Below are 19,626 nucleotides of genomic sequence, written 5' to 3'. Positions count from 1 at the left end.
ATTCAGGTGTTGCCGTGCCGGGCCGTCGCGGCCGCGCCGCGGGCGCCGGCGTCGCCGGGGCGCCGCTCGCGCGAGGACGCGCCCGCATCGATAGACCGCGCCGGCGGCCCGATGGTTCTTTTCGGCACGATGGGGCGCGCTGGCCCGGCACCCGGATCGCGTCGGCCGGAACGCGTGCGGCCCCATACAAAGTTCATTTGAACGGTGCATTATCGGCCGAAAAACCGCCGCATGCGCCTGCGCGGCGCCTTCTAAAATAACGGCATCGCCGCCGAGCCGACCGAATCGTCCATGAATCCGCCTGCACAAGCCGACGCATCGAATCCCTACGACGTCATCGACATCCCGCCCGAGTTCGCGCCGACCCGCGTCCACCCGATGCGCGTACGGGCGCGGCAGGTGGATGCCGGCCGCCGGATCCCGCTGCACACGCACGCGTGGGCCCAACTTGCGTATGCGTCGCGCGGCGTGCTGCGCGTCGCGACGACCGGGACGACCTGGATGGTGCCGCCTTCCCGAGCGATCTGGGTGCCGCCGCACGTCACGCACGAGGTCGTGATCGTCGAGGAAGCGTACTTGCGCACGCTGTATATCGACGAGTCGGTCGTGCCGGACGGGCTCGACGCATGCCGGGTCGTCGAGGTGACCGGCCTGCTGCGCGAACTGATCGTCGCACTCGACGCGCGCGACCTGAGCAGCGAACGCGAACGGCTGCTGTGCGGGCTCGTGCTCGACGAACTGAGTCGCGCCGAACCGCTGCCGCTCGCGGTGCCGATGCCCGACGAGAAGCGGCTGCGCCTGCTGTGCGAGTCGGTGCTCGCGCAACCCGCGCACGCGGAATCGCTCGAACACTGGGCGGGTGAGGTCGGCGCAAGCACGCGCACGATTTCGCGGCTGTTCAAGCAGGAACTGGGCGTGAGTTTTTCGCAGTGGCGGCAGCAGGCGCTGCTCGCGCGCGCGATTCCACTGTTGAACCAGGGGCGTCCTCTGTCACATATCGCGCGTGAGCTCGGCTACCAGAGCCAGAGCGCGTTTTCGGCGATGTTCCGGCGCGCGTTCGGCGAAAGCCCGCGCGCATTCATGCTGCGCGGCTATGAGCATCGCGGCTCGGAAGACGGCATCGCCACCGACGACATCCCCGACGACAACGCGATCGGCACTGCACGCTGACCGTCGCCAGGTTGCCTCCGGCCTTGTGCCGTTGCGCATTCAGACTGCGCGCACCATATGGCGGATCGATCCGATCTGCGCCAGCCTGGGCCCGGTGACGCGGTACCCCATGCGCTGGTAGAGCTTCGCGGCCGGATTGTCGACGAACACGCGCAACTGCAGTTCGTGCAGCCCGCGGGCGCGCGCCCAACGATGCGACATGTCGAGCATGTAGGTGCCTGCACCCTGCCCGCGATGGCCGGCTACGATCTGCACGTCGCGGATGTGCAGCGAATCGCCCTCCTCGGTCACGCGCAGCACGCCGATGCGTTGACCGTCGGCTTCCAGGATGAAGTTTTCGGATTCGCGCCAGCTCGCATAGAACAGATCGCTGCGCCAGACGAGGCCATGGCGCTTGTAATAGCCGCCCATGTTGCCGTGCGTGAGCGCCTCGGCAAAGGGAAAATCGCCAGGCTCCGCTGGCCGGAGCTGATACAGCAATCGCAGGTCGGTCGGATCGAGCATCGCGCGGGGGTCAAGTACGCATCCCGCCACGATAGCGCAGTCGCGGGCGGATGCAATCGCGAATTTCTCGTAGCGACGCGCGGATCGGCGATGCAAATGAAAAAGCCCGCGCGAGGCGGGCTTTTTCATTTTCTGGCGGAGCGGACGGGACTCGCCTACATCCCGCAGGCCGCGGCTGCGCGTGCACGCGCAGCCCTTCGAGTCCCGCCGGAAGCCGCGCAGGCGGCTTCCTCCACTCCGCAATCACGCGCCCGCAAGCGGGCACGAACGGAAACGCAAATGAAAAAGCCCGCGCGAGGCGGGCTTTTTCATTTTCTGGCGGAGCGGACGGGACTCGAACCCGCGACCCCCGGCGTGACAGGCCGGTATTCTAACCGACTGAACTACCGCTCCAGTCTTGCTTCTTGCCTGGCAGGCGTCGGTTACTTCCTGCCGGCGCATCGTTTGTTCGAACGACGCCGAAATCTGGCGTCCCCTAGGGGATTCGAACCCCTGTACTCACCGTGAAAGGGTGATGTCCTAGGCCTCTAGACGAAGGGGACAACGTACTGCTTACATCTTTAATGCAAAAGCCCGTTCAAAACGTTCATTTGAACGGGCCTTGTTCTGGCGGAGCGGACGGGGCTCGAACCCGCGACCCCCGGCGTGACAGGCCGGTATTCTAACCAACTGAACTACCGCTCCAGCTTTCTTTACTCTCACCCGCAGGACCTCGTTCACGCCCTGCGAGCGTTGCGACACTTCTACTACGAAACGCCGCTGAATCTGGCGTCCCCTAGGGGATTCGAACCCCTGTACTCACCGTGAAAGGGTGATGTCCTAGGCCTCTAGACGAAGGGGACAAGGCACTGCTTACACCTTTAATACAAAAGCCCGCTCAAAAACGTCTTGAACGGGCTTCGTTCTGGCGGAGCGGACGGGACTCGAACCCGCGACCCCCGGCGTGACAGGCCGGTATTCTAACCGACTGAACTACCGCTCCAACTTTCTGCACCGTTACCTGCAGGACGTCGGTTACGTTCTGCAAGCCTCGCGACACTTCTACTACGAAACGCCGCTGAATCTGGCGTCCCCTAGGGGATTCGAACCCCTGTACTCACCGTGAAAGGGTGATGTCCTAGGCCTCTAGACGAAGGGGACATAATCTTTTCAGATCTGTCTGACTTTCGCTATTCACTCATCATCAACAGCGAAGGCCGAAATTCTAACTGCTTTAAATCATTTTGTGAAGCATTTATTACTACCACCACTGCTTCGCAAATCAATCCATTCTGCTCTGATGGTGGAGGTAAGCGGGATCGAACCGCTGACCTCTTGCATGCCATGCAAGCGCTCTCCCAGCTGAGCTATACCCCCTTGCAGAACAGAAATGAGATTATATGGACCGAATTTGAACTTGTAAATACCCTTTTTGCGATTCGAGCGAATTTTTTTGCGAAGCCGCCGTGATGTCATGCACGGGCGGCTTCGCCCCGCCCCAACCTCAGGCCAGCGCACCCTCGATGCGCGACACCACGATGTCGCGACCGAACAGTACGAGCACCGCGTCGATCGACGGCGTATGCGTCGTGCCCGCCACCAGCAGGCGCACCGGCATCGCGAGCTGCGGCATCTTCAGCTTGTGCGCGCCGAGCGTCGCCTTCAACGCGGCGGACACTGCTTCCTTCGTCCAGTCGGCTGCCTTCAGCGCGGCGACGAGATCGGCCAGCGCCGGGCGCACCGCGTCGGTCACGTGCTGCGCGAGCGCGTCGGCGTCCGGCGCCGGCACGCGGTAGAACATCGCGGCGCCTTCGGCGATCTCCTTGACCGTCGTCGCGCGATCCTTCATCAGGCCGACCACCGCGTCGAGCGCCGGGCCCGTCGCAATCGCCGCGTCGTCGATGCCGAGCGCCGCGAGGAACGGTTTCGCCAGCGCGGCGAGGCGCGCGTTGTCCGCTTCCTTGATGTAATGGGCGTTCAGCCAGCTCAGCTTGCTGTGATCGTATTGCGCGGGCGACTTGCCGAGATGCTCGAGGTCGAACCATTCGACGAACTGCTCGCGCGAGAAGATTTCGGCGTCGCCGTGCGACCAGCCGAGACGCGCGAGGTAGTTGACGACCGCCTCCGGCAGGAAGCCCGCGTCGCGATACGCCATCACGCTCATCGCGCCATGCCGCTTGCTCATCTTCTCGCCCTGCTCGTTCAGCACGGTCGGCAGGTGCGCATAGACGGGCGGCTCGCCGCCGAGCGCGCGCAGGATGTTGATCTGGCGGGGCGTGTTGTTCACATGGTCGTCGCCGCGGATCACGTGCGTGATGTTCATGTCCATGTCGTCCACGACCACGCAGAAGTTGTAGATCGGCGTGCCGTCCGGACGCGCGATCACGAGGTCGTCGAGCTCCTCGTTCGAGATCTCGACACGCCCCTTCACCGCGTCGTCCCACACGACCGTGCCGGTCAGCGGGTTGCGGAACCGCAGCACGGGCTTCACACCGGCCGGCGGCTCGGGCAGGACCTTGCCCGGCTCCGGACGCCACGTGCCGTCGTAGCGCGGCTTGAGGCCAGCCTCGCGCTGGCGTTCGCGCAGCGCGTCGAGTTCCTCGGCCGACATGTAGCACGGGTACGCGAGCCCCTGCTCGAGCATCTGCGCGAGCACCGCGCGATAGCGGTCCATCCGCTGCATCTGGTAGATCGGGCCTTCGTCGAAATCCAGGCCGAGCCACTGCATCCCCTCGAGGATCGCGTCGACGGCTTCCTGCGACGAGCGCTCGACGTCGGTATCCTCGATACGCAGCACGAACGTGCCTTTCATCTTGCGCGCGAACGCCCACGGATAGAGCGCGGAGCGGATGTTGCCGAGGTGGATGAAGCCGGTGGGACTCGGCGCGAAGCGGGTACGGACAGGACGGGTCATAAACGGTAACTCGAACGCCTGGGGCGCATGAATGATTCGACGCGGGATCGACGGCGACAGCCCGGACAGCAATGGGGCCGGCCGCGCCCGGAACGGGAAAGAAGCCGGAATTATACTCGCGCCGGTCTTCGCGCCAAGCGCGCCGCTTGCTTTATGATGTGCGCGCCGCGGCCGCCAGCTGGCGCCGCGCCGGCCGCCCGGTTTCTGCCGCACGGCCGCTCGGAACCTATCGCCGCCGCGGGCCGCCCGGCCCGCCGCCAAGCCGCCGGAGAACCACACGATGTCGTCCCCTCGCCTGTCGCGCCGTCACTTCACGATCGCATGCGCATCCGCCAGCCTCGCCGCTTGCACGTCGTTCGGCGACAAGTCCCGCCCCGACAACGCCGCGAATCCCGCGCAGTCGCGCGAGAAGCCCGTGAAGATCGGCATCGCGCTCGGCGGCGGCGCCGCCCGCGGCTTCTCGCACATCGGCGTGCTGAAAGCGCTGGAGGCGCGCGGCATCCCGGTCGAGATCGTCGCCGGCACGAGCGCGGGCTCGGTGGTCGGGGCACTGTACGCGTCGGGGATGAGCGGACTGCAGATCAACAAGATCGCGCTCGACATGGATCAGGCGGCGATCAGCGACTGGGCGCTGCCGTTCCGCTCGCGCGGGCTGCTGCAGGGCATCGCGCTGCAGAACTTCCTGAACAAGACGCTCAACAACCGGCCGATCGAGAAGATGGCGAAGCCGCTCGGCGTCGTCGCGACCGACCTGCAGAACGGCCAGCCGATTCTGTTCCAGCAGGGCAATACGGGGCTTGCGGTGCGCGCGTCGTGCAGCGTGCCGTCGGTGTTCGAGCCCGTGAAGATCGGCAACCGCGAATACGTCGACGGCGGTCTCGTGAGCCCGGTGCCCGCGTCGTTCGCGCGCAAGATGGGCGCGAACTTCGTGATCGCGGTCGACATCTCGTCGCGACCGGACGGCGCGGCGACCAGCAACCCGATCGAGATGCTGCTGCAGACCTTCACGATCATGGGTCAGACGATCAAGACCTACGAGCTCGACAAATACGCGGACGTCGTGATTCGCCCGAACCTCGCGGCGATGGGCGGCAGCGACTTCAGCCAGCGCAACGCGGCCATCCTCGCGGGCGAAGAAGCGGTCGCGCGCATCATGCCCGAGTTGCAGCGCAAGCTTGCGGCAGCCCGCGGGGCAGCAGCGGCATAAGCGGACGCATCGCGGGGCACGACGTGTAACGGGCCGCCACCGGCGCCGGCGCCCCCAACCCGCCGCTTCCGCGCGCCCCAAAGCAAAAAACCCTGCCGCCTTTCGGTGACAGGGTTTTTTCATCCGGCCGATCGCCGGCGTGCTTCAGTTGCTGCCGTTCGCCGCGTCGTCGCCGATCGTCGCGCGCACGCGCTGGCGCAGGTCGTCGGCCTTCATCGGGAACGCCGATTCGATCCGGCGCGCACCGGTGAAACGCTTTTCCCAGTAGCCGCTGTCGAGATCGTCGACGCGAACCGTGCTGCCCGTCGACGGCGAATGCACGAACTTGTTGTCGCCGATGTAGATGCCGACGTGCGAGAACGTACGGCGCATTGTGTTGAAGAACACGAGGTCGCCCGGCTTCAGGTTGCTCATGCTGACCTTCTCGCCGACGCGGCTCATCTCTTCCGCGCGACGCGGCAGCGACATGCCGAGCGTGTCCTGGAACACGTAGCGCACGAAGCCACTGCAATCGAGGCCGGAATCCGGCGAGTTGCCGCCCCAGCGGTAGCGCACGCCGATCATGTTCAGCGCGCCGACGACCACGTCGCCTGCCTTGCCGGCCATGCCGGCGAGGAACGACTTCGCGCCGCCGCTCGACGGCTGCGCGCTGGTCTGCTGGATGGATGAATTCGACCCGATTTGAGTCGAATTCGTGACATTCTGGTTAAAACTGCTGACTTCGTCGGCGAACGCGACGGGAGCTGCTGCGAACAGGGCGCCGATGAACAGCCCGGCGAGGGTGCGCGCGCATGCCTGGGTCAGGGATCGATGCTGCATTGGTCGATGGAATGTGCTTAAAAATCAGCTGATTGGCGGAAAATTTCGGTCGATACTAGCCAGCGCGTAATCGTTTGTCAAAACAAATTAAAAAATACAATCGAGATAGTCAGACCATTGGACGCCTATCACGCTTTCCAGACCGCTTTCAACAGCTTTTGTGTGTAAGGATGTGACGGTTTCGTGAAGATATCGGCCACGTCCCCGGACTCGACGATCGCCCCGCCCTGCATTACCGCGACCCGATGTGCCATCGCGCCGATCACCTCCAGATCGTGGCTGATGAATACATAGCCGAGGTTGTATTTCTGTTGCAAATTCGCGAGCAGTTTCAGCACCTGCTGCTGGATCGACACGTCGAGCGCGGAAGTCGGTTCGTCGAGGATCAGGATGCGCGGCTCCAGCACGAGCGCGCGCGCGATTGCGATCCGCTGGCGCTGCCCGCCCGAGAATTCGTGCGGATAGCGATGCAGCACCGTGCGGTCGAGGCCGACTTCGCGCAGCACGGCCAGCGACTTCGCGCGGCGCGCGTCCGGCGTCAGCTCCGGGCGATGCAGTTCGAGCCCCTCGCCTACGATCCGCTCGATCGTGTGACGCGGCGACAGCGAGCTGAATGGATCCTGAAAGACGACCTGCATGTTCGAGCGCAGCGCGGTCTGTTCGCGGCCACGGTAGGTCGACAGCGCGCGCCCCTGGAATTCGATCTCGCCGTGCACCGTCCGTTGCAGCCCGAGCAGCGCCATCGCGAGCGTCGACTTCCCTGAACCGGATTCGCCGACGATCCCGAGCGTCTCGCCCTGCCGCACCGACACGGACACGTCCGCGACCGCCGTCACGGGCATCGTGCCGAACCAGCCCGCGAAGCCCGGCCGCTTGCGCGCGAACTGCACGCTGACGTGGCGCGCTTCGAGCACGACGGGCGCGATCGGCAGCACCGGCGCGACCGTGCGCTGCGGCCGGCTATTCAGCAGCCGCCGGGTATACGGATGCTCCGGCTCCGCGAAGATCCGCTCGACCGACCCGCTTTCGACCAGCTTGCCGCGCTCCATCACCGCGACCCGCTCGGCGAAGTGCCGCACGAGGTTAAGGTCGTGCGTGATCAGCAGGATCGCCATCCCGCGTTTTTCCGCCTCCTCGCGCTGCAACTCGAGCAGCAGATCGACGATCTGCGCGCGGATCGTCACGTCGAGCGCCGTGGTTGGCTCGTCCGCGAGCAAGAGCCGCGGCCGGCACGCGAGCGCCATCGCGATCATCGCGCGCTGCCGCTGGCCACCCGACAGCTGATGCGGGTAACTGTCGACGCGCTTCTCCGGCTCCGCGATGCCGGTGCGCGCGAGCAGCGCGATCGCGCGCTTGCGCGCCTCCCCCGCCGTCACGCCGTCGTGCAGCACGATCGTCTCGCCGATTTGCGCACCGATCGTGTACAGCGGGTTGAGCGCGGTCATCGGCTCCTGGAAGATCATCGCGATGGCCGAGCCGCGCAGCCCGCGCATCTCGCGCTCGCTCTTGCCGGCGAGGTCGTGCCCGGCGAAGCGGATCGTGCCGCTCACGTCGGCGTCGCGCAGCAGCCGCAGGATCGACAGCGCGGTCACGCTCTTGCCCGACCCCGACTCGCCGACGAGCGCGACGCGCTCGCCGCGGCCGATCGCGAGCGTCACGTCGTCGACGGCCACCGTGTCGCCGAAGCGCACGTGCAGGTGCTCGAGCGACAGCAGCGGTTCGCCCGCGTTCGATACGACCGTGTCGCTCATCGCTGGCCTCCTGCCGCGCGCACCGAGTCGGCGATCCGCGTGTCGAGCGCGTTGCGCAGCGCATCGCCCATGAAGGTCAGCAACAGCAGCGTCGCGACCAGCACGCCGAACGTCGACAGCGAGATCCACCACGCGTCGAGATTGCCCTTGCCCTGCGCGAGCAGCTCGCCGAGGCTCGGCGTCGGTGGCGGCACGCCAAGCCCGAGGAAGTCGAGGCTCGTGAGCGCGAGGATTGCACCGCTCATCCGGAACGGCAGGAACGTGATCACGGGCGTCATGCTGTTCGGCAGCACGTGGCGCCAGATGATCTGCCAGTTCGTGAGCCCCATCGCGCGGGCCGCCCGCACGTAGTCCTGCGTGCGGTTGCGCAGGAACTCGGCACGCACGTAGTCGGCCAGGCCGATCCAGCCGAACAGCGACAGCAGCACGATCAGCAGCAGGAAGCTCGGCTCGAAGATCGATGCGAAGATGATCAGCAGGTACAACTCGGGCAGCGAACTCCAGATCTCGATCAGCCGTTGCCCGACGATGTCGATGCGTCCTCCGAAGAAGCCCTGCACTGCGCCCGCGGCGATCCCGAGCAACGTGCCGATCGCGGTCAGGATCAGCCCGAACTCGACCGACACGCGGAACCCGTACACGAGCCGCGCGAGCAGGTCGCGCCCCTGCGCGTCGGTGCCGAGCCAGTTCGCGCGCGACGGCGGCGCCGGGTTCGGCACGGTCGAAAAGTAATTCAGCGTGTCGTAGTAATAGCGGTTCGGCGGATAGACGACGAAGTTGCCCGGCGCCTCGAGCCGCTTGCGGACGTACGGATCGAGATAGTCGGCCGGCGTCGGGAAGTCGCCGCCGAAGGTCGTCTCCGGATACGCATGGAACATCGGGAAATAGGTCTGGCCGTCGTAGCGCACGACGAGCGGCTTGTCGTTCGACCATAGCGGTGCCGCGAGGCTCGCGGCGAACGCGACCGCAAAGATGACGAAGCTCCAGTAGCCGAGGCGCTGCTGGCGAAAGCGCTGCCAGACGCGGCGCGCGGGCGAAGGTGACACGCGCGCGCGCGCCGCGTCGATGCGGGACGACACGACGGCCCGGTTCATCGCGCACCTCGCCCGGCGAGCGCGGGCAGGCGGACAGGCGCGCCGGCTGGCGGCGTGCTGGCGGACGGTTTCATGTCAGCGCTCCAGATTGTCGAATTGAATGCGCGGGTCGACCCACACGTAGCAGAGGTCGGAGATCAGCTTGGTCGCGAGCCCGATCAGCGTGAACAGGTACAGCGTGCCGAGCACGACCGGATAGTCGCGCCGCACGACCGACTCGTACGACAGCAGCCCGAGGCCGTCGAGCGAGAACAGCGTCTCGATCAGCAGGCTGCCCGTGAAGAATGCGCCGATGAACGCGGCTGGAAACCCGACGATCAGCGGCAGCATCGCGTTGCGGAACACGTGCTTCCACAGCACGGTGCGCTCGGCGAGCCCTTTCGCGCGCGCGGTCAGCACGTACTGCTTGCGGATTTCATCGAGGAACGCGTTCTTCGTGAGCATCGTGATGACCGCGAAACTGCCGACGACCGATGCGGTGATCGGCAGCGCGATGTGCCACAGATAGTCGAGCACCTTGCCGGCGAGCGACAGCTGGGAAAAGTTGTCCGATGTCAGCCCGCGCAGCGGGAACAACTGCCAGAACGTCCCGCCACCGAACAACACGAGCAGCAGCACGCCGAGCACGAAGCCCGGAATCGCATAGCCGACCAGCACGATGAGGCTCGTCGCGACATCGAACGGCGAACCGTTGCGCACGGCCTTCGCGATGCCGAGCGGCACGGAGATCAGATAGGTGACGAAGAACGTCCACAACCCGATGCTGATCGACACCGGCAGCTTCTGCACGATCAGCGACCACACGCTCTGGTGGCGGAAGTAGCTATCGCCGAGATCGAAGCGCGCGAAGCGCTTCAGCATCAGCCAGTAACGCTCGAGCGGCGGCTTGTCGAAGCCGTACAGCGCCTTGAGCTGTGCGAGCTGCTGCGCGTCGACGCCGGTATGCGCACGCATCCCGAACGGCGCCGCGCCCTGTTCCGTCGCGCCCTTGCGCAGTTCCTGCACGGCCTGTTCGACCGGGCCGCCCGGCACGAACTGGATCACCGCGAACGTGAGCGTGAGCACGCCGACGAGCGTCGGGATCATCAGCAGCAGGCGTTTGAGGATGTAGCTCCACATAGGGCGTCGACTCGCGATCGATAGGCTGGGTTGAACGAAAGACCGGCAGGCTTCAGTGATCGGGCTTGGCCCACCAGGTCGACACGACCCAGCCCTCGGCCGAATAGTACAGCGGCAGCGTCTGTGGATAGCCGAGCGTGCGCTTGTAGGCGATTCGGTGCGTGGTGCTGTACCACTGCGGGACCGCGTAATAGCCATGCATCAGCACGCGATCGAGCGCATGCGTCGCGTCGAGCAGGTCGTCGCGCGTCTGCGCGGCGCCGAGCGCATGCAGCAGCGTGTCGACGGCCGGCGACTTCAGGCCGATGATATTGTCGGAGCCCGGCTCGTCGGCGAACTTGCTGGCGTAGCGCGAGAACTGCTCCGCGCCCGGCACCTGCACGCCCGGCAGGCGGACCGTCGTCATGTCGTAGTCGAACGCGTCGAGCCGCTTCTGCAGCAGCGCGTAATCGGCCGTGCGAAAGCGCGCGTCGATGCCGAGCTTCGCGAGATTGCGCTGGTAGGCGGTCACGACGCCTTCCATCGCCGCGCCCGAATCGTCGAGAATCTCGAACGTGAACGGCTCGCCCTGCGCGTTGCGCAACGCGCCGTCGCGGTAGGTCCAGCCGGCCTGCGCGAGCAGCGCGCGCGCCTTCAGCAGATTCGCGCGCAGCGAGCCCGGCGGGTTTGTGTTCGGTTGCGTGACCATCGGCCCGAACACGGCCGGGTCGAGCTGCGCGCGCAACGGCTCCAGCAGTTTCAGCTCGCCCGGGCCCGGCGTACCGGTCGCCTGCAGGTCGGTATCGGCGAAATAGCTGTCGAGGCGCGTGTACGCGCTATAGAACAGCTGGCGGTTCAGCCATTCGAAGTCGAACGCGAGATCGAGCGCCTGGCGCACGCGCACGTCGCGAAACTGCGGGCGGCGCAGGTTCATGAAGAAGCCCTGCATGCCCGCGCCGTTGTGCTGGCGGAATTCGCGCTTGACGAGCTCGCCGCTGTCGAAGCGCTTGCCGACGTCGCGTCGCGTCCAGTTGCGCGCGATGTATTCGACCAGCACGTTGTATTCGCCGGCCTTGAACGCCTCGAGCCGCGCGACGCCGTCGCCGTACAGCTTGTAGACGATCCGCTCGAAGTTGTCGGTGCCGATCCGCACCGGCAGATCGGCGCCCCAGTACGCGGGATTGCGCCGGTACGTAATGGTGCGGCCGTTGTCGTAGCGCTCGATCAGGTACGGGCCGCTGCCGATCGGCTGTTCGAACGCGAGCTGGTCGAACGGAATCCGCGAACCGTCCGCGCGCAGCCCCCACTTGCGCGAGAACACCGGCACGCCGCCGGCGATCAGCGGCAGCTCGCGGTTCGCGCTGCGGAATTCGAAGCGCACGGTCGCGGGGTCGACCACCACGGCCTTCGCGATTTCGGCGAAATATGCGCCGAACTGCGGTGCGGCCAGCTTGCTCTTGAGCGTGTCGAACGAGAACCGGACGTCCTCGGCCGTGACCGGATCGCCGTTCGAGAAGCGCGCGCGCGGATTCAGGTGGAACGTGACCGAGCGGCGGTCCGGCGCGATCGCGATGTCGTCGGCGAGCAGCCCGTAGGCGGATGACGGTTCGTCCATGCTGCCGGTCGCCAGGCTCTCGAACAACATGTCGATGCCCGGCGCAGGGTTGCCGCGCATCGTGAACGGATTGAACTTGTCGAACGACGTCAGCCGGTTCGGGTTCGCGAGCACGAGCGTGCCGCCCTTCGGCGCGTCCGGGTTCACATAGTCGAAATGCTTGAAACCCGGCGGATATTTCGGCTCGCCGTACTGCGCGATCGCATGGGCCGCGTGCGCGGCCGTCGCGGCGAGTACCGCCTGTATTGCCCATGCTGCCGCCGTGCGGCCGGCGGCACGTACTGCACGCGCGGCGCCGGAGCGGGTGCGCGCGGCGGCGGCCCGGGGCGAACCCTTCGTCATAGAGGCCCTGTCGGTCGATTGAGGGATGGAACGTGGGTCGATTCTACCCATTCAATTCGACGTCGAGCCAGCGTGCGGCTTTTCGCGCGTGGCGCCAACGCATCGCGACTGCCGCGCGCGGCCCGCGCAGGCAAAAGAAAACCGCCTCGCGGGCGGTCTTCATCTCATGCGCGCATGTCGATCAACGCCAGCCGTTGTGGCGGCCGTTATCCCAATGACCGTGACCGCGATCGCCGCCCCAGCCGCGGCCATGATGGCGATACCACTCGTCGCGGCCCCAGTAGCGGCGGCCGTCCCAGTAACGATCGCCGTGCCAGCCGATCACGATCGCCGGTGCCGGCGCGTAGACGGGCGCCGGTGCATACACGGGCGCCGGCTGGTAGACGACCGGCGGAGGCGGCGGCGCATACACGGGCGCGGGCGCGACGTAGACCGGAGCCGGCACGCCGACGTTGATCCCGACATTGACTCCCGCCATTGCTGCGCCCGACACGAGCAAGGCCGTCATACCGGTCAAGAGCGAGGCAATACGCAAAGTCTTCATGGATTCCTCTTCGAGTTGTTTCATGTGTGATTCGACTATAGCGACAAGCGCCGTCCCGGCATATTTCAAGTTTGTAAGAACTGATGCGCAGCGTCGCAACGGGAAGCGCCCGCTAACGTCTTGTAACAATTGGCGCCCGGCCGTCGCGTCCGCCTGCCCTGCCCGGCCCGCCTTGCCGTGCCGGCCGAGGGCCCGTTCCGCCCTTCCTGGAACATCTTTCATCCTGGCCCGCGCCCGGCGTCAAGCGGCGCAGCTTTGACGCTCGGCGGACCCGCGCTCGCGGTCGGCATTCTCGTCGACGATGCGACCGTCACTATCGAGAACGTAAACTGGCACCTCGAACAGGCCAAGGGCGTCCGCGGCGCGGTCCTCGACAGCGCGAAGCATCGGCTCGACGCGGAGTACCGCGCGGACTGCTCGCCTGCGCTGACGGCTGACGCGGGCACGAGCACGCACTGACGACCGGTGCGTATTGCGCGGCCGAAATGAGAAAAAGGCGGCACTCGCGTGCCGCCTTTTTTGCATGAAGCGCATGGAGATCGTCCGCTGCGCCGCGATGCCGTTCAGCGTGACATCATGTTCATGCTGACGTTGTGCATCACCCACAGCGTGCCGACGATCAGGATCGCCGCCGTCAGCACGGTGTAGCTGAACGCCATCACGTTCCAGCGCTGGCCGGACGAACCGTTCATGTGCAGGAAGTACACGAGGTGCACGACAATCTGCACGAATGCGAGCGCGGCCAGCGCGATCAGCGACGCGTGCGGCGACAACACGCCGCCCATCACGAGGCCGAACGACGCGGCGGTGAGCAGAACCGACAGGATGAAGCCGGCGACATAGCCGCCGACACTGCCGTGCCCTTCTTCGAGTTGAGACGAATGCGAATGAGCCATTTAGATCACGCTCGCGAGATAGACAAAGGAAAACACGCAGATCCACACGATGTCGAGGAAGTGCCAGAAGAGGCTCAGGCACGTCAGGCGCCGCAGGTCGCGATCGGTCAGGTCGCCGCCGCGCAATACGATCTGCCCGGCGAGCACGATCATCCACAGCAGGCCGGCCGTCACGTGCAGCCCGTGCGTGCCGACCAGCGTGAAGAACGCCGACAGGAACGCGCTGCGCTGCGGGCCCGCGCCGTCCGCGATCAGGTGCGAGAACTCACGTAGTTCCATCGCGAGGAACGCCGCGCCGAGCACGAACGTCACCGCGAGCCACGCGAGCAGCGCGCCGCGCCGCTGCTTGTACGCGGCCAGCATCGCGAAACCGTAGGTGATGCTCGACAGCAGCAGCGCGGCGGTTTCGACCGCGACGCCCGGAATGTCGAACAGGTCCTTCGCGGTCGGACCGCCCGCATACTGGTTGCCGAGCACCGCGAACGTCGCGAACAGCGCCGCGAAGATCACGCAGTCGGTCATCAGGTACAGCCAGAAGCCGAACACCGAGTGCGACGGCGGATGGTCGTCGTGCTCGAGCAGGGTTGCGCTCAAGGTTTTTTGCAACATCAGTTGGCCTCCAGTTCCACGTCGTCGACATGCGTGGCCACGCGTGCCGCAGGTTGCTTCTCTTCGATCCTGCGCACCTTCGATGCCGGGATGTAGTAGCCATCGTTGTCACGCGAGCTGTAGATCACCAGCGTCGCGACGATGCCGACCAGGCCGCCGATGGCCATCCACCAGATGTGCCACACGAGCGCGAAGCCCAGCACCAGGCTGAAAATCGCGACCACGAGGCCCGCACACGTATTCGACGGCATGTGGATGTCGCGGATCGTCGCCGGGTTCGGCCGGCCGTCGCCGCGTGCCTTCATGTCGGCATACGCGTCGAGCGTGCGCACTTGCGGGATCACCGCGAAGTTGTATTCGGCTGGCGGCGACGAGGTCGCCCATTCCAGCGTGCGGCCGCCCCACGGATCGCCCGTGGTGTCGCGGTAAGCCGGCAGGTTGCGGTTGCGGATGCTGACGACCAGTTGCAGCAGCTGGCATGCGATGCCGATCGCGATCAGCACGGCGCCGAACGCGGCGACCAGCAGCCACGGACGCCACGCCGGGTTGTCGTAGTGGTTCAGACGGCGCGTCATGCCCATGAAGCCGAGCACGTAGAGCGGAACGAACGCGACGTAGAAGCCGACCTGCCAGAACCAGAACGCGGCCTTGCCGAGCTTCTCGTTCAGCTTGAAGCCGAACGCCTTCGGGAACCAGTAGTTGAAGCCAGCGAGGTACCCGAACAGCACGCCGCCGATGATCACGTTGTGGAAGTGCGCGATCAGGAACAGGCTGTTGTGCAGCACGAAGTCCGCGCCCGGAATCGCCATCATCACACCGGTCATGCCGCCGAGCGTGAACGTGACCATGAAGCCGATCGTCCACAGCACGGGCGTCGTGAATTCGATCCGGCCGCGGTACATCGTAAACAGCCAGTTGAACACCTTCACGCCGGTCGGGATCGCGATGATCATCGTCATGATGCCGAAGAACGCATTCACGTTCGCACCCGAGCCCATCGTGAAGAAGTGATGCAGCCACACGAGGAACGACAGCACCATGATCGCGCAGGTCGCGTACACCATCGTCTTGTAGCCGAACAGCGGCTTCTTCGAGAACGTCGCGATGACTTCCGAGAAGATGCCGAAAGCCGGCAGGATCAGGATGTACACCTCCGGATGGCCCCACGCCCAGATCAGGTTCAGGTACAGCATCGCGTTGCCGCCGGCTTCGTTCGTGAAGAAGTGCATGCCGAGGTAACGGTCGAGACCGAGCAACGCGAGCGTCGCGGTCAGGATCGGGAACGACGCCATGATCAGCACGTTCGTGCAGAGGACCGTCCACGTGAACACCGGCATCTTCATCAGCGTCATGCCGGGCGCGCGCATCTTGATGATCGTCACGAAGAAGTTCACGCCGGTCAGCAGCGTGCCGACACCCGAGATCTGCAGCGCCCACAGGTAGTAGTCGACCCCTACCCCCGGACTGAACTGCAGCTCCGACAGCGGCGGATACGCGAGCCAGCCCGTCTGCGCGAACTCGCCGATCACGAGCGACACGTTGATCAGGATCGCGCTGACCGCGGTCATCCAGAAGGACAGCGAGTTGATGAACGGAAACGCGACGTCGCGCGCGCCGATCTGCAGCGGCACGATCAGGTTCATCAGGCCGACCATGAACACCATCGCCATGAAGAAGATCATGATCACGCCGTGTGCCGTGAAGATCTGGTCATAGTGATGCGGCGGCAGGTAGCCGGGCGCGTTGTAAGCGAGCGCCAGCTGCATGCGCATCATGATCGCGTCGGCGAAGCCGCGCAGCAGCATGATCAGCGCGACGATGATGTACATCACGCCGAGTTTCTTGTGGTCGACGGTCGTCAGCCACTCCGTCCACAGCCACTTCCAGCGGCCGGTGATCGTCAGCGCGGCGAGAATGCCCAGCACGGCCAGCCCCATGAAGGCGCCGGCCACCATGATGATGGGCTGATCGAACGGGATCGCCGATAGTGTGAGTTTGCCGAACATGCGTTACCCCTTCGTGCCGCAGGCGGCGTCCTTCAGGTCGAGGACGTGGCCATCGTTGTATTTCGCGATGATGTTGTGGAAGAGCCGCGGATCGACCGACGAGAAGTAGCGCACGGGCGCCTTCTCACTTGGCTGCGCGACGGTGCCGTACACGGTCGCGTCGAGCCGGTCGGGCGAAGCCTTCACCTTCTGCACCCAGGCGTCGAACTGCTCGCGCGGCTCGGCGAGCGTGCGGAACTTCATGTCGGAGAAGCCGCGGCCGCTGAAGTTGGCGGACGTGCCCGCGTAGTCGCCGGCTTCGTCGGCGATCAGATGCAGACGCGTCTGCATGCCGGCCATCGCGTACACCTGGCCACCGAGCTGTGGAATGAAGAACGAGTTCATCACCGAATCCGACGTGATGCGGAAATTCACCGGTGTGCCGACCGGAATCGCGAGCTGGTTCACCGATGCGATGCCGAGTTCCGGATAGATGAACAGCCACTTCCAGTCGAGCGCGACGACCTCGACGTCGATCGGCTTCACCGACGACTCGAGCGGCTTGTACGGATCGAGTTCATGCGTGGTTTTCCACGTGAGCACGCCGAGAAACAGGATGATCAGCGTCGGCACCGTCCAGATCACGACCTCGATCGCGGTCGAGTGCGACCAGTTCGGCGCGTAGGCGGCGTTTCGGTTCGATGCGCGGTAACGCCACGCGAACCACAACGTGAGCAGGATCACCGGCACGACGACGATCAGCATCGCCCATGTCGACGTCGCGATCAGCGCCTTTTCCGCGGCGCCGACGCTTCCTTTCGGATTTAGTACATCTAAATTACAGCCTGACAGGCTCAGCGCCGCGCCGATCGATATCAGCGCCGTCCAGCCTCTTGAAGCTTTTCTTTTCATCACACAGCCCGAGGGTCATTGAATCCGTTGCGTATGCCCGATGCGCATTCGATCCACGAAAGTGGCCGAATCATACGTCGCGCGGGTGCGACGAAAAACCGGTGGATGCGACAAATCATCATTGCAAAATCTGCCGTGAGACAGATTGTCGCGGGGCAATTTCACGCAGCCGGACGGCGAGCGCGAGCCGGCCGGACGCCGCCCGCGCCAGCCGCAATGGATGTGCGCACAACGACCGCGCCGTCAGGCCATCAGCCGTGCGTCGCTGCCATGTACGCCTGCGCGGGTGCGCCACCGTCCCCGGCCGGCAGCTTCGAATGGCTGGCGTCGTCGATCAGCCGCGCAACGGTCGGATCGATCGCGTCGGTGAACGGCTTCGGATCGACGCCGACCATCAGCACGATCAGCGCGAGCGACGCGAACATCACGATCTCGCGGCGGCTGAGGTCGGCGAGCTTCGCGATGCGCGCGCTCGCGATCTTGCCGAACACGACGCGCTTGACCATCCACAGCGTGTACGACGCGCTGAGGATCAGCGTGAGCGCCGCGATCGCGCCCACCCAGAAATTGACGCGAATCGCGCCCATGATGACCATGAACTCGCCGACGAAGCCCGACGTGCCCGGCAGGCCGACGTTGGCCATCGCGAACAGCAGCGCGAACGTCGCGAAGCGCGGCATGACACCCGCCACGCCGCCATACGCGGCGATCTCGCGCTGGTTCGTGCGATCGACCAGCACGCTCACGCACAGCAGCATCGCGCCCGCGACGAAGCCGTACGACACGAGCTGCACGATCGCACCCTCGACGCCGATCTGGTTGAACAGAAACAGCCCGAGCGTGACGATCCCCATGTGCGCGACAGTCGAATATGCGAGAAGCTTGCCGAGATCAGTCTGCGCGAGCGCGATCAGGCTCGCGTAGACGATCGCGAACAGCGACAGCGCGATCACGGCCGGCGCGAAGAAGTGGCTCGCGTCCGGCGTGATCGGCAGCGCGAAGCGCAGGAAGCCGTAGCCGCCGAGCTTGAGCATCGCGAGCATCAGCGCCGCGCCCGTCGGGCCGTCCGTGTAGACGTCGCGCAGCCACGTATGCACCGGCCACATCGGCACCTTGACCGCGAACGCGGCGAAGAAACCGAGGAACACCAGCAACTGCGGTGCGAAGCCGAGCTGCAGCGTGCGCCATGCGTTCATGTCGAACGTATGCGACTTCGCGTACAGGTACAGCATCGCCATCAACAGCAGCAGCGAACCCGCGAACGAGATGAAGAAGAACTTCACGGCCGCGTAGACGCGGTGCTCCCTGCCCCACGTACCGATCAGCAGGTACAGCGGAATCAGCGTCGCCTCGAAGAAGATGAAGAACAGCAGCCCGTCCTGCGCGACGAACACGCCGACCATCAGCCCCGACAGGATCAGGAACGACGCGTAGTACTGCGCGACGCGCACCGTCACCGACTCCCACGACGCGATCACGACGACGAGCGTCGTGAAGGCGGTCAGCACGACGAGCCACAGCGATGCGCCATCGATCCCGACGCGCCAGCCGGCGTTGAAGGCTGCCAGCCAGTTGCGGGTTTCGGCGAACTGCATCGCGGCCGACTGCGAATCGAAACCGGCGACAAGCGGCACGACGGCGGCCAGCCCCGCCAACGCGCCGACGAGCGCGATCAGTCTCGTGCGCTGCAGATGACGGTCGGAACCCGCACGCAGCAGGCACGCGCCGAACAGGATCGGAACCCAGATCGCCAGGCTCAGAAAGGGGAAATCAAGCATGTCAACAGGCCTTGAGAAGGTCGCGCACTGCATTGGGAACAGGCGCGACGAAGGAAACGAAATCAAATCGACAGATAGATTTCGTGGATCGCCATTGTTGGCAAAATGTAAAGCGGAATCAGCGCAAAGGTTGACGCCGCTCAAGCGCAATCGGGTTAACCAGCATAAGGCGATTGATTATTTTTTGCATCGCAGCAAAGCTTCGTTTCACGATGCCCAGATACGCCGCTGATTTTTATGAGTAATTTTTTGTAATGCGACGCAGCGAAGATCGTGTGAATCGGTGCGATGCCGCATTTTTGACTGAAGACCGATTCTTCGGGGTGCAGGCGGTGAATCCGGGGAAGGATGAATGAGACCGATTCAATCCTTACATCGATACTTTCATTTTCACTTCAATGACGGCCGA

Annotated in this window: 16 protein-coding genes, 7 tRNA genes and 1 pseudogene; 4 read left to right on the top strand and 20 right to left on the bottom strand. The window is 65.0% G+C overall.

The window, feature by feature from the left end; all coding sequences use genetic code 11:
* Positions 1-291 precede the first annotated feature (291 nt).
* Entirely contained in the window at positions 292-1,170 is an 879-nt protein-coding gene (locus WS66_RS19175) for an AraC family transcriptional regulator (RefSeq protein WP_059599736.1), read from the top strand.
* A 39-nt stretch (positions 1,171-1,209) separates the two neighbouring features.
* On the opposite strand, the gene WS66_RS19170 is transcribed toward WS66_RS19175, so the two are convergent.
* The 9 genes from WS66_RS19170 to gltX form a co-directional block, all read right to left on the bottom strand.
* On the bottom strand, positions 1,210-1,674 hold the full coding sequence (locus WS66_RS19170; protein WP_059599735.1) for a GNAT family N-acetyltransferase: 465 nt from the start codon (positions 1,672-1,674) through the stop codon (positions 1,210-1,212).
* Positions 1,675-1,990: 316 nt separating this feature from the next.
* Positions 1,991-2,067: transfer RNA gene (locus tag WS66_RS19160), tRNA-Asp, on the bottom strand.
* Positions 2,068-2,140: 73 nt separating this feature from the next.
* Positions 2,141-2,216, bottom strand: a tRNA-Glu gene (locus WS66_RS19155).
* A gap of 65 nt (positions 2,217-2,281) precedes the next feature.
* Positions 2,282-2,358: transfer RNA gene (locus WS66_RS19150), tRNA-Asp, on the bottom strand.
* 82 nt (positions 2,359-2,440) lie between these two features.
* Positions 2,441-2,516, bottom strand: a tRNA-Glu gene (locus WS66_RS19145).
* A gap of 63 nt (positions 2,517-2,579) precedes the next feature.
* Positions 2,580-2,656 (bottom strand) — tRNA-Asp (locus WS66_RS19140).
* An 82-nt stretch (positions 2,657-2,738) separates the two neighbouring features.
* Positions 2,739-2,814 (bottom strand) — tRNA-Glu (locus tag WS66_RS19135).
* A 140-nt stretch (positions 2,815-2,954) separates the two neighbouring features.
* Positions 2,955-3,030 (bottom strand) — tRNA-Ala (locus tag WS66_RS19130).
* A gap of 127 nt (positions 3,031-3,157) precedes the next feature.
* Positions 3,158-4,567 carry a glutamate--tRNA ligase gene (gene gltX, locus WS66_RS19125; RefSeq protein WP_059599476.1) on the bottom strand — a complete coding sequence of 470 codons (1,410 nt, stop codon included), beginning with the start codon at positions 4,565-4,567 and terminating at the stop codon, positions 3,158-3,160.
* Between the two features lie 280 nt (positions 4,568-4,847).
* On the opposite strand from gltX, the gene WS66_RS19120 reads away from it, so the two are divergent.
* The gene (locus WS66_RS19120; protein ID WP_059599477.1) at positions 4,848-5,774 is read left to right on the top strand and encodes a patatin-like phospholipase family protein; all 927 of its coding nucleotides are present in this window, start codon (positions 4,848-4,850) and stop codon (positions 5,772-5,774) included.
* A 144-nt stretch (positions 5,775-5,918) separates the two neighbouring features.
* Here WS66_RS19120 and WS66_RS19115 read toward each other — a convergent pair whose 3' ends face one another.
* The 6 genes from WS66_RS19115 to WS66_RS19090 form a co-directional block, all read right to left on the bottom strand.
* Positions 5,919-6,593, bottom strand: a complete 675-nt coding sequence (locus tag WS66_RS19115; RefSeq protein WP_059599478.1) for a C40 family peptidase — start codon at positions 6,591-6,593, stop codon at positions 5,919-5,921.
* A 128-nt stretch (positions 6,594-6,721) separates the two neighbouring features.
* Complete coding sequence (locus WS66_RS19110) at positions 6,722-8,344, bottom strand: ABC transporter ATP-binding protein (RefSeq protein ID WP_059599479.1); 1,623 nt, start codon at positions 8,342-8,344, stop codon at positions 6,722-6,724.
* Positions 8,341-9,438, bottom strand: a complete 1,098-nt coding sequence (locus WS66_RS19105) for an ABC transporter permease (protein WP_059599480.1) — start codon at positions 9,436-9,438, stop codon at positions 8,341-8,343. The genes WS66_RS19110 and WS66_RS19105 overlap by 4 nt, the downstream gene beginning before the upstream one ends.
* Before the next feature lie 75 nt (positions 9,439-9,513).
* Positions 9,514-10,557 (bottom strand): microcin C ABC transporter permease YejB, encoded by a 1,044-nt coding sequence (locus WS66_RS19100; protein ID WP_059599481.1) that lies wholly within the window; start codon positions 10,555-10,557, stop codon positions 9,514-9,516.
* Between the two features lie 52 nt (positions 10,558-10,609).
* Positions 10,610-12,493 (bottom strand): extracellular solute-binding protein, encoded by a 1,884-nt coding sequence (locus WS66_RS19095; protein ID WP_059599482.1) that lies wholly within the window; start codon positions 12,491-12,493, stop codon positions 10,610-10,612.
* A 181-nt stretch (positions 12,494-12,674) separates the two neighbouring features.
* On the bottom strand, positions 12,675-13,037 hold the full coding sequence (locus tag WS66_RS19090; RefSeq protein WP_059599493.1) for a hypothetical protein: 363 nt from the start codon (positions 13,035-13,037) through the stop codon (positions 12,675-12,677).
* A 255-nt stretch (positions 13,038-13,292) separates the two neighbouring features.
* Between WS66_RS19090 and WS66_RS34900 the strand changes: the two are divergent.
* Positions 13,293-13,418 (top strand): annotated as a pseudogene (locus tag WS66_RS34900) (efflux RND transporter permease subunit); the annotation flags it as partial.
* A 182-nt stretch (positions 13,419-13,600) separates the two neighbouring features.
* On the opposite strand, the gene cyoD reads toward WS66_RS34900, so the two are convergent.
* From cyoD to WS66_RS19060, 5 genes are all read right to left on the bottom strand, one after another.
* Positions 13,601-13,933, bottom strand: a complete 333-nt coding sequence (gene cyoD, locus WS66_RS19080; protein ID WP_006759069.1) for a cytochrome o ubiquinol oxidase subunit IV — start codon at positions 13,931-13,933, stop codon at positions 13,601-13,603.
* A complete protein-coding gene (gene cyoC, locus WS66_RS19075) occupies positions 13,934-14,542 on the bottom strand; it encodes a cytochrome o ubiquinol oxidase subunit III (protein WP_059599484.1) in 609 nt (202 codons plus the stop codon).
* The gene (gene cyoB / locus WS66_RS19070; protein ID WP_059599485.1) at positions 14,542-16,548 is read right to left on the bottom strand and encodes a cytochrome o ubiquinol oxidase subunit I; all 2,007 of its coding nucleotides are present in this window, start codon (positions 16,546-16,548) and stop codon (positions 14,542-14,544) included. Before cyoB ends, cyoC begins: the two co-directional genes overlap by 1 nt.
* A 3-nt stretch (positions 16,549-16,551) precedes the next feature.
* Positions 16,552-17,439 (bottom strand): ubiquinol oxidase subunit II, encoded by an 888-nt coding sequence (cyoA, locus tag WS66_RS19065; protein WP_059450408.1) that lies wholly within the window; start codon positions 17,437-17,439, stop codon positions 16,552-16,554.
* A 251-nt stretch (positions 17,440-17,690) separates the two neighbouring features.
* Positions 17,691-19,217 (bottom strand): NADH-quinone oxidoreductase subunit M, encoded by a 1,527-nt coding sequence (locus tag WS66_RS19060; RefSeq protein WP_059599486.1) that lies wholly within the window; start codon positions 19,215-19,217, stop codon positions 17,691-17,693.
* Here WS66_RS19060 and WS66_RS33715 point away from each other — a divergent pair.
* On the top strand, positions 19,216-19,449 hold the full coding sequence (locus WS66_RS33715; protein ID WP_124622379.1) for a hypothetical protein: 234 nt from the start codon (positions 19,216-19,218) through the stop codon (positions 19,447-19,449). The two genes, WS66_RS19060 and WS66_RS33715, sit on opposite strands and share 2 nt — an antisense overlap.
* Positions 19,450-19,626: the final 177 nt, after the last annotated feature.

Source organism: Burkholderia sp. LA-2-3-30-S1-D2, from assembly GCF_001523915.2.
Classification (GTDB): domain Bacteria; phylum Pseudomonadota; class Gammaproteobacteria; order Burkholderiales; family Burkholderiaceae; genus Burkholderia; species Burkholderia diffusa.
The sequence above is the reverse complement of the archived record's forward strand: the minus strand, read 5'-3'. Positions and strand labels throughout refer to the sequence as shown.

What these genes read in the sequence shown, in the direction of transcription:
- WS66_RS19175 (WP_059599736.1), top strand. Translation starts at nt 292, where the DNA reads ATGAATCCGCCTGCACAAGCCGACGCATCGAATCCCTACGACGTCATC.
- cyoB (WP_059599485.1), bottom strand. Translation starts at nt 16,548, where the DNA reads ATGTTCGGCAAACTCACACTATCGGCGATCCCGTTCGATCAGCCCATC.
- cyoC (WP_059599484.1), bottom strand. Translation starts at nt 14,542, where the DNA reads ATGTTGCAAAAAACCTTGAGCGCAACCCTGCTCGAGCACGACGACCAT.
- WS66_RS19060 (WP_059599486.1), bottom strand. Translation starts at nt 19,217, where the DNA reads ATGCTTGATTTCCCCTTTCTGAGCCTGGCGATCTGGGTTCCGATCCTG.
- WS66_RS33715 (WP_124622379.1), top strand. Translation starts at nt 19,216, where the DNA reads ATGTCAACAGGCCTTGAGAAGGTCGCGCACTGCATTGGGAACAGGCGC.
- WS66_RS19170 (WP_059599735.1), bottom strand. Translation starts at nt 1,674, where the DNA reads ATGCTCGATCCGACCGACCTGCGATTGCTGTATCAGCTCCGGCCAGCG.
- cyoA (WP_059450408.1), bottom strand. Translation starts at nt 17,439, where the DNA reads ATGAAAAGAAAAGCTTCAAGAGGCTGGACGGCGCTGATATCGATCGGC.
- WS66_RS19120 (WP_059599477.1), top strand. Translation starts at nt 4,848, where the DNA reads ATGTCGTCCCCTCGCCTGTCGCGCCGTCACTTCACGATCGCATGCGCA.
- cyoD (WP_006759069.1), bottom strand. Translation starts at nt 13,933, where the DNA reads ATGGCTCATTCGCATTCGTCTCAACTCGAAGAAGGGCACGGCAGTGTC.
- WS66_RS19095 (WP_059599482.1), bottom strand. Translation starts at nt 12,493, where the DNA reads ATGACGAAGGGTTCGCCCCGGGCCGCCGCCGCGCGCACCCGCTCCGGC.
- gltX (WP_059599476.1), bottom strand. Translation starts at nt 4,567, where the DNA reads ATGACCCGTCCTGTCCGTACCCGCTTCGCGCCGAGTCCCACCGGCTTC.
- WS66_RS19105 (WP_059599480.1), bottom strand. Translation starts at nt 9,438, where the DNA reads ATGAACCGGGCCGTCGTGTCGTCCCGCATCGACGCGGCGCGCGCGCGC.
- WS66_RS19100 (WP_059599481.1), bottom strand. Translation starts at nt 10,557, where the DNA reads ATGTGGAGCTACATCCTCAAACGCCTGCTGCTGATGATCCCGACGCTC.
- WS66_RS19090 (WP_059599493.1), bottom strand. Translation starts at nt 13,037, where the DNA reads ATGAAGACTTTGCGTATTGCCTCGCTCTTGACCGGTATGACGGCCTTG.
- WS66_RS19110 (WP_059599479.1), bottom strand. Translation starts at nt 8,344, where the DNA reads ATGAGCGACACGGTCGTATCGAACGCGGGCGAACCGCTGCTGTCGCTC.
- WS66_RS19115 (WP_059599478.1), bottom strand. Translation starts at nt 6,593, where the DNA reads ATGCAGCATCGATCCCTGACCCAGGCATGCGCGCGCACCCTCGCCGGG.